Raw genomic sequence first — 12,194 nt, 5'->3', positions numbered from 1 at the left:
TAAGTTGGCAATAGGCGGCGCCACAGCTACCACTTTCTATGAAAATAAGAGAATTTTCGATGTCAGAATCAGATTTAAAAAGAATTACAGAGATGATGAGCAAAAAAGTTGGGGAAATTCTAATTCCTACTTTAGTTAACAAGAAAATTCCATTGAAAGAAATTACTTCAATAAGGTATATTACAGGACCGGCATTTATATATCGCGAGGGTAGTTCGAGATATATTGCTGTTGGTTTTAGTATCGAAGGCAGGGATTTTACTTAGCTTATCGCAATAAACAAAATACTATTGTGACTGAATAAATATTTTTCGGTTTGGGTGCTTGTCTAAGAATAATATTAGTACTAAAACTTATCAAAATGCTTGCTAAATTAATATTCGGCATAGTAATTATTTACATTGTGAATATCAATCATTGTATTTAATGGTATATCAGCATAATTTTTTGTTAAAATACTGTAAATTCTTTAAAAATTAACGGATAATATTTTTCTAATAAAATATTTTTAGTTATTTTTGCTATTCTGTATCAGTAGAAGACAAAAAAATTATTTTCATAAATGGTTAGATAATGGATATTTCAAAGATAAGAAACATTGGTATTGCCGCCCACATTGACTCAGGCAAGACTACTCTCAGTGAGAGAATTTTGTTTTATACCGGTAAAATTCACCAAATTACAGAAGTACGTGATAAAACCGGCGCAGGTCCGACAATGGATTCAATGGACCTTGAACGCGAAAAAGGTATTACAATTCAGTCCGCAGCTACATTCTGTGAGTGGAAGGGTTACAACATCAACTTGATTGATACTCCCGGACACATTGACTTTACAGTTGAAGTTGAGCGTGCCTTGAGAGTACTGGACGGAGCTGTTATGGTACTTTGCGGTGTTGCCGGTGTACAGTCACAGTCAATCACTGTTGACAGACAAATGCGTCGCTATAATGTACCAAGAATAGCATTTATCAATAAAGTTGACCGTGCAGGTGCAAATCCTGATCGCGTAATTGACCAATTACAAGAAAAACTTCACCACAAAACAGTTCTGCTTACAATGCCAATTGGTATTGAAGACAGATTCGAAGGTGTTGTTGATTTGCTAAAAATGAAGGCTGTATATTATAAAGGAGATAATGGGGAAGAAGTTGTAGAAACTGAAATACCTCAACACCTTATTGACGAAGCAAAAAGACGTCGCAGCGAAATGATCGAAGGTCTTAGTGACCATGATGATAATATCGCAGAAAAATTCCTTGGTGATGAGGAAATTTCTTATGATGAACTTGTTGCTTCAATTCGTAAACAAACAATAGCACTAAATATTACTCCTGTAATTATTGGTACTGCTAAAATGAACAAAGGTATACAAACTCTTCTTGATGGAGTTCTGGCTTACCTTCCTGCTCCGTATGAAATCACAAATCACGCTCTTGACCGTGATAACAATGAAGAAAAAGTAGAATTAATTTCAGACCATACAAAGCCTGCTGTAGCGCTTGCTTTCAAACTTGAAGACGGCAGATACGGTCAGCTTACGTATATGAGACTTTATCAGGGCTCACTCAAAAAAGGCGATACTATCATCAATATTGCTAACGGCAAGAAGATGAAAGTTCCACGCCTTGTGAGAATGCATGCAAGCGATATGCACGAAATTGACGAAGTGGGTTCAGGGGATATTTTTGCAATGTTTGGAGTTGATTGTGCTTCAGGTGATACATTCACTGACGGTACAGTAAACTATTCAATGACATCAATGTTTGTTCCTAATCCTGTAATTGAGCTAGCTGTTGCTCCTAAAGAAAAAGCCGGTCAGGTAAATTTCTCAAAGGCAATGAACAGATTCCAAAAAGAAGACCCGACATTCAAAGTTTATCGTGATGAAGAAAGTGGCGAAACAATTATAAAGGGTATGGGTGAACTTCACCTTGAAATTTATATTGAAAGAATCAAACGTGAATATAATTGTGAAATAGTTGTCGGCAAGCCAAAAGTAGCTTATCGCGAAGCTCTCACAAAAGCTGCAAATTATGATTATACTCATAAGAAACAAACAGGTGGTAGCGGACAGTTTGGACGTGTTGCAGGTATAATTGAGCCATTGCCTCTTGATGGTCCTGAAACTTATGAATTCGTAAACAGTATCGTTGGTGGTGCTATTCCTAAAGAATATATACCTGCCTGCGATAAAGGATTCAAAGAGCAGTTGCACGAAGGTTATTTGATAAATCAGCCGATTGTGAATGCTAAAGTAACACTTAATGACGGTTCATTCCATGCTGTTGACTCTTCTGAAATGGCATTCAAGCAAGCCGCAAAACAAGCTATGCGCGACACTTTTTCTAAAGCAGGAGTCGTAATATTAGAGCCATTTATGAAACTTGAATCTTCAGCTCCTGAAGAATTCCAGGGTATCATTATCGGACAAATCAACCAACGACGCGGTCTTATTGTTAATACAAGTGTTGATGCAGGTTATGTTGTAGTGGAAGCCGAAGTTCCGCTTAAAGAAATGTTTGGTTATTCGTCTGATATTCGCACAGTTACTCAGGGTAAAGGTGAGTTCACTATGGAATTCTTGAAGTATTCTCAAGTTCCTAAGTCAGTTCAGGAAGAAATCATAAAAGAATATAACGAAAGACAAGGCAAGTAGAATTTAGAGGAAATTTAAAAAAAAAAGAATCCTGATGCTCATTTTGGCATTGGGATTTTTTTTTATAATCATAAAACAATTGATGCGTTTAAATAGTTTTCATTATTAACAGGAACTAAAATGAATTTAGCTTTTATCGGAATTGGTAATGTAGGCTATTCAATAGCTGATAATTTGGGACATAAAGGGCACACAATCTATATTGCTCATGATAATCCGGATTCATATACCGTCAGACGAGCTCTTGAACTTAGTCCTAAATTTGAAGTACTACCCGTTAGAGAAGCTGTTGAGAAAGCAGATATTGTTTTTCTGGCTACCCCATTCAAAGCGGCGAAAGAGGCTTTAGATAATATCAAGTTTCATGACAAACCGCTTGTTGATTGCACAAATCCTATTGGTGGTGGGCTTTCACATTCCTTGCAATCTCAGTCAGGCGGTGAGATGATTCAAAGCATTGCAGGAGATTCGAATGTGGTAAAAGCATTCAATACTTATGGCTACGAGAATTTCAAGCTGAATGCCTTCACCAATAAGGCGGTAAAACCTATGATGCCTATCGCAGGTGATGATGATAAATCCAAACAGCTTGTAAAGGGTCTGATTGAGCAAATGGGTTTTGAATGCGTTGATACAGGAAATCTTTATCGCTCGATTCATATTGAGCATTTGGCACTTCTCTGGATTAATATGGTTAGATTTTCAGACCAGTATGATAATTTCATGTGGGCAAAGCTGGATATCCCTAAAAATTAGTCCGATTTATATTTAGTTATAAAACAAAATTTAATTTAATTATTCTAAAATATGACAAATGTAAATATTTAATTTTGTAAATACTCAAAATTTTACTTTATTTGTAAAATGAATAATATGAAATTTTGATTAAGATAAATGCAATCGGATAAATCAATCAAATGTCTGAAATGCGAAAGTACAAAATTTGTTAAGCATGGAGTAACGCCAAAAGGAGTACAACGCTTTAAATGCCTCGACTGTTTAAAAACATGGACAGACGGCAGAAAGTCATTGCATAATATTGATTTATCTTACATTTCTCAGCTATATCTGGGAGGTAAAACAACACGTGAGTTAGTCAAATACTACCCCACTTCACCTGTAAGAGTTAATCATCGTGTCAGAACATTTTTAAATGAATGTCCCGATTGGCATGACTATATTGACAGATTTCTACCTATACGTAAGACCAAACAACTTTTCATATCCGGGAAGAAATTTCACTGCTCATGGGCTGGCGGAGAAAGTAATGATATGTATGTAGCATTTGCAATTGATTCCATGACAGGGTTTATTTTAGCTTATCAATTGTCATGCAATGATTCACAGGATGTTTGGGCAGCTCTGTTTGATAATCTAAAAAAAAGAAATATAAACACGCACTCATTTTTAACTAATGGTTCAGACAATAGCCAGAAAGTGCTTGATATATATTATCCTGATGTTGACAAGCGAATTACATATCATAAGAATTATCGCGACAGGGAAATAGGATGTTGTTTGTCAAGATTATCACCCTCGGAAAAATTAATAAGTGATTCTGCAAAAATTTATTTTGTTAACGGCAACCTAATGCTTGCTGATATACTCGGTTATAAAACTGAATCCCAACTTTACTCCTTTTTATTAAGAAACCAGGAAGAATTTACAGATATAGTTAAAGAACGCCTCAATCAGCGAACTAAATTATATAATGATAATATTCCTATATTGTTTCAGAAAAGATTTGAGAAATTTCACCTTCTAAGGGAAGATCCTGTTCCCCTAATCAACAGTTGGGTAGCTAACATGATGCTGAGTCCGGATGCCAAAGGTATTTCAAGATTGGCATTATACACCCAAAAACCATACTTGCTTAGTTTTAAAGACTTCACTGAAAATAAAATAGCGAAACCCGAACATGATGGAATTTCTATAAACTATCTTGAAAAATTACTTCTTGAAGTTACAGCACGTGGTCTTGAGCTCCCAATTTATGTTAGCGAATGTAGTTTTGACATTGGGAAGTGCTTACTTGTCAGCTAATAAAATAATTATTTTTTTTTCCGTCTGAATTAATTTTAACTTTCAGGATCAAAAATCATGGAAAACAGTGTAATTATTTTAGATGTTTTGAAAAAGTCTGCTACTGCAATGTCTGCAGGTGAAATAGCTGATGTCAGCGGTTTAGATAGAAAAATTGTAGATAAAGAAATGAAAAAATTGAAAGATTCAGGTGAAATTATTTCTCCAAAAAGATGCTACTGGGAACCTAAAAGATAACAGTATAAAATTTTAATCGTCTTTAATAATATCGGTACTGTCTCATAATCGCAAGTATTATGCTTATGATACAGTTATTCAGTAATTTTTGTATATCATTTTTAATTGTTTTAATCAGGTATTTATATGTTAAAAAATTTAGTAATAACTCTGACGGTAATATTTATGTCCCTAAACATTCTTGCCGCTAATAAAGATAATCCATTTTTTAAGGATTATGATACACCATTTGGCGTTCCACCATTTGATAAAATCAAACTTTCCCATTACATGCCTGCTTTTGAAGAAGGAATGAAACAGCAAATAAATGAAATAAATGCAATCACTTCCAATTCTGCAGAGCCTTCATTCGATAATGTCATTGTTGCTTTAGAGCAGACCGGTGCTTTGATGGATAAGGTATCATCTGTATTTTACAATATGATGTCAGCAAACACAAGCAAAGAGCTGCAGGATATTGCAAAAATGATAACTCCTAAGATGTCTAAGCACAGAGATGATATTATGCTTAATGAAAAACTTTTTGAAAAAGTTAAATCAGTCTATGACAATAAAGATGGGTTGGATTTAAATGTTGAAGAATTAAGACTTCTCGAAGAAACTTACAAAAATTTCATCAGGAATGGGGCAGCGTTGAATGCTGAAGAAAAGCTTCACCTTAGAGCTGTTAATGAAGAAATGTCTTTACTTACTCTTAATTTTGGACAAAATGTATTAGCTGAAAATAACGAGTTCCAACTTTGGATTGATAAAGAAGACGATTTAGCCGGCTTACCGAAATCATCTATTGATGGAGCCGCTCAAGCCGCAACTGAAGCAGGGAAAAAGGGCAGATGGCTTTTTACTTTGCATAATCCAAGCTGGGTACCATTTATGTCCTACTCAGAAAAACGCGAACTAAGAGAAAAAATGTTCTGGGCTTATGCAAATCGTGGAAATAATCGTGATAAAAACGACAATAGTCAAATTATTCTGAGATTGATTAATCTAAGACAAGAAAAAGCCAGGATGCTCGGATTTGTTCATCATGCTGATTATGTTCTGGCTGACAATATGGCGAAGGAAGCTGAAAATGTAAATAGATTTCTTAATGAATTATGGAATTATGCCAACCCTATGGCAGAAGTTGAGGCAAGACACCTGCAGGAGATTATTGACAGAGAAGGCGGAGATTTTATGCTCGCACCATGGGACTGGAGATTCTATGCAGAAAAATTAAGGAAAGAAAAATATGACCTTAACGAAGAAGAATTAAGACCATATTTCCAGCTTGAAAAAGTAAGAGACGGGATTTTTGAATTGACAAAAAGACTCTTTGGGCTGACATATAAATTAAGAAATGATATTCCAAAATATCATCAGGATGCAATAGTTTATGAAGTCAAGAAAGAAGATGGGTCTCATCTCGGTATTTTGTATATGGATTTCCATCCAAGAGCAAGCAAACGCGGTGGCGCATGGATGAGCAGCTATCGTCAGCAGCATAAAAAAGCAGATAAAAATATCACTCCGGTGACTACAATTGTATGTAATTTCTCCGGAGCAACCGCTGATAAACCTGCTTTGCTAACTATGGATGAAGTTGAAACCTTCTTCCATGAATTCGGTCATGCTTTGCATGGATTGTTGTCGGATTGTAGATTTAAAAGTCTTTCAGGAACTTCAGTTCCGAGAGATTTCGTAGAATTACCATCACAAATCATGGAAAACTGGGCTTTCGAACCTGAGGTACTTGCTTTTTATGCCAAACACTACAAAACCGGTGAACTTCTCCCGAAATCACTAATTGAGAAAATGGAAAAGAGCAGTAAGTTTAATCAGGGATTTGCGACAACAGAATATCTCGCTGCTGCTTTGCTTGATATGAAATATCATACATTAGAAGCGCCAATCGGTTTAAACCCGATTGATTTTGAAGAAGAATATCTTACTTCGATAGGACTAATACCGGAAATTATTGCTCGTTACAGAAGCACATACTTCAATCATATTTTCTCAGGTGGATATTCAGCCGGATATTACAGCTATATATGGTCTGGTGTTCTTGATAGCGATGCTTATGAAGCATTTAAAGAAAATGGAATTTTTGATAAAGCTACTGCTCAATCTTTTATGGATAATATTCTGAAAAAAGGCGGTACCGAAGACCCGATGGAACTTTATCGCAAATTCAGAGGCAGAGAACCGATGCTTGAGCCGCTTCTGAAGAAACGCGGACTTATTCAATAAAATTCTTCAATTATTTAGTTATTTGAGGTTATTGGTAAAAATCCAATAACCTCTTTTTTTTCATATTATAATCTCGTTAATACTAATAATCTCTTATTGATAATTTGAAAGCAAGTGTGATGCTGCAAACTTTTTTAAAAAAGTACACCATTAAATTTAACTTAAGGGTTATTGAATTTCATTTGTTCTATGAAATAGAAAGCAGTTTTTCATATCCTTATTAATAATCACGGTTGGGGCAAATCGTCATTAATAATATAAAATATTGAATTAGTATAAGTGAGAATAGAATGGATAAAAAAGTATTAGTTTTGGTTGGTGCTAATTCTGCAATAGGCAAAGAAGTTGCTGAAATATTGAAAAATGATTATGACATCATAACGCTTTCAAGAAGCGACAACCCAATTGCATTTGCAAAAGAGCATATCAATTGGTCTGCAGAGACTACCGATACCATAAAATTATCGGAAGTAATAGATGGACTGGTATATCTTCCGGGCACAATTAACCTCAGACCATTTAACAGAATCAAAGACGAAGAGTTTTTGAATGATATAAATATCAATTTTTTGGGTGCAGTCCGAATTATACGACAGGCTCTACCCGGATTATTAAAATCACCGATTGCATCTGTTGTCGGTATAAGTACTGTTGCAGTCAAAACCGGAATGAGCTTTCACTCTTCAATTTCATCTGCTAAAGGAGCTCTCGAAAGTCTAATTCGCTCACTTGCAGCAGAGTATGCCGGCAAAATCAGATTCAATGGTGTAGCTCCTTCGCTTACAGATACACCACTTTCAGCAAAACTCCTTAGCACTGACGAGAAAAAAGCAAATCTCGCAAAAAATAACCCTATGAATATGATTGGACAGCCTAAGGATATTGCTGAAGCAGTCGCCTTCCTTATAACTGAAAAATCTAAATGGGTTACCGGACAGATTATAAGTGTTGACGGCGGTATGGGCATAATTAAATAATTTTAGCAATCTGAATTAAGTATTAGTTAGTAGTAAGGAAATTATCATTATGACAATTGGATAGTATTAATTTAGTTGTATTTCTGACAGAAGATTTTGTTTATCAAAGAAAGTTATTCTAACTCAAATTATACTATTTGTTATTTTGGGCTAAATATATTTAATCTTCATCAACTTTAAGTATAACTAAATTAAAACAAATATAATGATAAATCCAACGTCAATCTGATTAATTAATTCACAAAAATCAATGGCAAAAGAATGGAAGGAAATTTTTCTAACAGAGTAAATGACGTGATACGTTTGAGCAGAGAAGAAGCTTTAAGGTTAGGACATGACTATATAGGCACTGAACATCTCTTGCTTGGTGTAATCCGTGAAGGCGAAGGACTCGCTGTAAAAATTCTAAAAAATCTTGGAACAGACTTATATAAGCTTAAAAAAGGTATTGAAGATACTGTCAGGTCATCAAGTTCAACACTAACAATCGGAAATATTCCGCTCACAAAACAGGCAGAAAAGGTTCTTAAAATTACTTATCTTGAAGCAAAATTTGTAAAGTCTGAAGTTATCGGTACTGAGCATCTTCTTCTTTCATTACTTCGTGATGAAGAAAACATAGCTGCACAGATATTGTCGCAATTTTCTGTAAATTATGAAAATTCCAAGCGAGAACTTGAGAATATTCTATCCGGCAACCCTTCATCCGGTCAGTCTAAATCCTCAGCCGGAATTAGCAGTAAGCAAAAGCAACAGAAAGAAAAAATTAAAACCCCTGTTTTAGATAATTTCGGTCGTGACCTTACCAAACTCGCTTCGGAAGGCAAACTAGACCCTGTAATAGGCAGAAGCAAAGAAATCGAGAGAGTTTCCCAGATTTTATCACGCAGAAAAAAGAACAATCCTGTTCTCATTGGTGAACCGGGAGTTGGTAAAACTGCGATTGTCGAAGGGCTTGCTCTTAAAATTATTCAAAAGAAAGTATCAAGAGCACTTTTCGATAAAAGAATAGTTACTCTTGATTTAGCATCGCTTGTTGCAGGGACAAAATACCGCGGACAGTTTGAAGAGAGAATGAAAGCCGTAATCAATGAACTGGAAAAAGCAAAAGATGTTATTTTATTCATTGACGAAATTCATACTATCGTAGGTGCTGGTGGTGCTTCAGGCTCCCTTGACGCTTCAAATATGTTCAAACCCGCACTTGCAAGAGGCGATATACAGTGCATTGGTGCTACAACTCTCGACGAATACCGTCAGTATATCGAAAAGGACGGCGCTTTAGACCGCAGATTCCAGAAAGTGCTGGTTGAACCGCCAACAGTAGATGAAACTTTGCAAATTCTCAATAATATCAAAGACAAATATGAAGAGCATCACAGTGTTGCATATACTGAAGATGCTGTCAATGCTTGTGTTAGATTTGCTGAACGCTACATCACTGACAGAATGTTCCCCGATAAAGCAATTGATGTTCTTGACGAATCGGGCGCAAGAGTTCATTTAGCTAATATCGTAGTTCCAAAAGATATTATTGAAATTGAAGAAAAGATTATTGAAGTTCGTCAAAGTAAAAACCATGTTGTAAAAAGCCAGGACTTCGAAGAAGCGGCAAGACTACGTGACCTTGAAAAGAAACTTCAAAATGACCTTGAACTTGCTAAACAAGCTTGGGAATCAAAATCAAACGAACTTGTATTTGCAGTTACTGAAGATGATGTTGCAGATGTTGTGGCAATGGTTACAGGTATTCCGGTTAATAAGATTGCAGAAAGTGAAAACATCAAACTTCTCAGTCTTGCAGATGACCTTAAGAAAAGAGTTGTCGGTCAGGATGAAGCTATTGAGTCGCTCGCTAAAGCAATTCGCAGAGCCAGAGCCGGACTGAAAGATCCTTCAAGACCAATTGGTTCATTTATGTTTCTTGGACCTACCGGTGTCGGCAAGACTGAGCTTGCAAAAGCGCTTTCAAAAGTAATGTTTGATTCTGAAGATGCACTCATCAGAATTGATATGAGTGAATATATGGAGAAATTCTCTGTGTCAAGACTTGTTGGAGCTCCTCCCGGATATGTAGGCTATGAGGAAGGCGGTCAGCTTACAGAGAAAGTAAGAAGAAAACCATATTCGATAATTCTACTGGATGAAATCGAAAAGGCTCATCCTGATGTATTCAATATTCTGCTTCAGGTTTTTGATGATGGTATGCTTACTGACGGTTTAGGCAGAAGAGTTGACTTCAAGAATACTATTATTATCATGACTTCAAATGTCGGTACTCGTGATGTCAAAGCCGGAGGCAAAATTGGCTTTTCGATGGAAAAAGCAAAAGACAATTATGACCACGTAAAAGCAACAATTGAGGATTCGATTAAGAAATTGTTCAACCCTGAATTTATCAATCGTATTGATGATTTCATTATATTCCATCAGTTGATGAAAGAGCATATTTATGGAATTATTGATATTCAGATGGAAAAGCTTATGAAGCGAATCCACAACAACAAGATGACTTTCGAGCTTTCACAGTCTGCTAAAGATTTCATCGTTGAGAAAGGATATGATATCAAATTTGGTGCAAGGCCACTTCGCCGTGCTTTACAGAAATATATCGAAGATGAACTTGCTGAGCTCTTCTTAAGAGAAAAGCTGGGCATTGGTGCTAAGATATTCGGTGATATGGATGATTCCGGAGATAAACTATTATTTACTTTTGAGCCGGGCACAACTCAACTTGATGAGAAAGAAATTGCTAAAACAATTCTTGCTAATCAACTTGAAGAAGCAACTCATGTGGGTATTGGTTTAGAAGATAATATATCTAATAATTGATTTTTTTGCCTTATTGTAATCAGGCTCCTCTTGCAAAAGTGGAGCCTTCTTTTTTAAAAAATGAAATCGAAATCAATAAATCAAGTTCATTTTAAATTAATATACTTTTGACTTGAAAACAGAAAAAAAATTTGAATAAATTATTTCCGGTATGGCTTGCCCTTAATTTTCAATATTGTTACATCATCTTCAAAGTTAATATCATCTATCTCATCTTTGGAATTTATAATCTGAACACTGAAATCAAATGTTTTCTGAGGTCCGCTTAGAGCAATGTTATTAGGAAATTCAATCTTCTTTTTATCGAGCTTGCTTTTTATCAATAAAGGGTCTTTGGTTATCGTTTTTGGAAGATATGAAGCTACTTCATTTAGATAAGTATCTTTCATATCCGGCTCGTGAAAATACATTTCAGCAAATTCCATAGGCGATATGTTTGGCTCTTCATTGCTTAAAAATTCCTGTTTTAGCGCCAGAAGCAAATTGTCTTTTTCATCGTGTGATTCGACAAAAGTGCGGATATAATTATCAGTATTATTATAGAATTTCATAGATTGAATTTTTGGCAACGATTCAAGTGTAAAACCAAGAAAATCCTGATAAAAATACTCTGCAGGTTTGGAGTCAATTGTAAACTGCTCATCATAGAAATATGCCCCGAAAAGGCTGTTTGGATACGGCACTTCAAATCCACTCTCGTCTTTTTCAAAAATTGCACCGACCTTGAAATTCTTTGAAGATGAATCCAGAAAAATATCATCAAGAAGTTTAATTTGGGATTGACGATTATGGATTTCGTATCTCAGAGCGGTATTCCATTCAGCCTTTATAGCAATATAGCAGGTTTTGAAAGATTTTGATATTGCTTCAATAAATATAAAAGAGCCGCCTGGGATATTGTTCTTTGTCTGTGCTCTTGCAAGAAGCATAGCAATATCAACTGATGTTGCAAGGAAATTGCTGTTTCCTTTTTCTTTGAGAGTTTCACAAAAGCCAAAAAAAGTTCCACCGTGATAGTCCAATATCTCAGGCTCGAATGCTTTTGTTACCTTCGATGCAGATTTTGCCAATCTCTCTTTTATTACATTTTCGACATCTTCACTTAATTCAAAAAGATTTTCGTCAGGCACAACTGTAGCATGTTCCATTCCGTCAGATTTTGCAACTATTTGATGTAATACAACACGTTTGAATTCCAAATCATAAAAGTTTATCATA

Annotated in this window: 9 protein-coding genes; 8 read left to right on the top strand and 1 reads right to left on the bottom strand. The window is 35.5% G+C overall.

Annotated features, from left to right (window positions below):
- Window positions 1-59: 59 nt before the first annotated feature.
- From KF896_10115 to KF896_10080, 8 genes are all read left to right on the top strand, one after another.
- Window positions 60-266 carry a hypothetical protein gene (locus KF896_10115; protein MBX3044057.1) on the top strand — a complete coding sequence of 69 codons (207 nt, stop codon included), beginning with the start codon at window positions 60-62 and terminating at the stop codon, window positions 264-266.
- Between the two features lie 307 nt (window positions 267-573).
- A complete protein-coding gene (locus KF896_10110; protein ID MBX3044056.1) occupies window positions 574-2,658 on the top strand; it encodes an elongation factor G in 2,085 nt (694 codons plus the stop codon).
- A gap of 120 nt (window positions 2,659-2,778) precedes the next feature.
- Window positions 2,779-3,414 (top strand): NADPH-dependent F420 reductase, encoded by a 636-nt coding sequence (locus KF896_10105; GenBank protein ID MBX3044055.1) that lies wholly within the window; start codon window positions 2,779-2,781, stop codon window positions 3,412-3,414.
- A 138-nt stretch (window positions 3,415-3,552) separates the two neighbouring features.
- Entirely contained in the window at window positions 3,553-4,701 is a 1,149-nt protein-coding gene (locus tag KF896_10100) for an IS1 family transposase (GenBank protein MBX3044054.1), read from the top strand.
- Window positions 4,702-4,758: 57 nt separating this feature from the next.
- Window positions 4,759-4,938 (top strand): MarR family transcriptional regulator, encoded by a 180-nt coding sequence (locus KF896_10095; GenBank protein MBX3044053.1) that lies wholly within the window; start codon window positions 4,759-4,761, stop codon window positions 4,936-4,938.
- 126 nt (window positions 4,939-5,064) lie between these two features.
- Entirely contained in the window at window positions 5,065-7,167 is a 2,103-nt protein-coding gene (locus KF896_10090; GenBank protein ID MBX3044052.1) for a M3 family metallopeptidase, read from the top strand.
- 290 nt (window positions 7,168-7,457) lie between these two features.
- Entirely contained in the window at window positions 7,458-8,144 is a 687-nt protein-coding gene (locus KF896_10085; protein MBX3044051.1) for an SDR family oxidoreductase, read from the top strand.
- A 261-nt stretch (window positions 8,145-8,405) separates the two neighbouring features.
- Entirely contained in the window at window positions 8,406-10,976 is a 2,571-nt protein-coding gene (locus tag KF896_10080; GenBank protein MBX3044050.1) for an ATP-dependent Clp protease ATP-binding subunit, read from the top strand.
- A gap of 140 nt (window positions 10,977-11,116) precedes the next feature.
- On the opposite strand, the gene KF896_10075 is transcribed toward KF896_10080, so the two are convergent.
- Window positions 11,117-12,193 carry a nucleoid-associated protein gene (locus tag KF896_10075; GenBank protein MBX3044049.1) on the bottom strand — a complete coding sequence of 359 codons (1,077 nt, stop codon included), beginning with the start codon at window positions 12,191-12,193 and terminating at the stop codon, window positions 11,117-11,119.
- Window position 12,194: the final 1 nt, after the last annotated feature.

Source organism: Ignavibacteriota bacterium (assembly GCA_019637995.1).
Classification (GTDB): Bacteria; Bacteroidota; Ignavibacteria; order Kapaibacteriales; family UBA2268; genus JANJTB01.
This window is presented reverse-complemented; position numbering and strand designations above follow the sequence as displayed.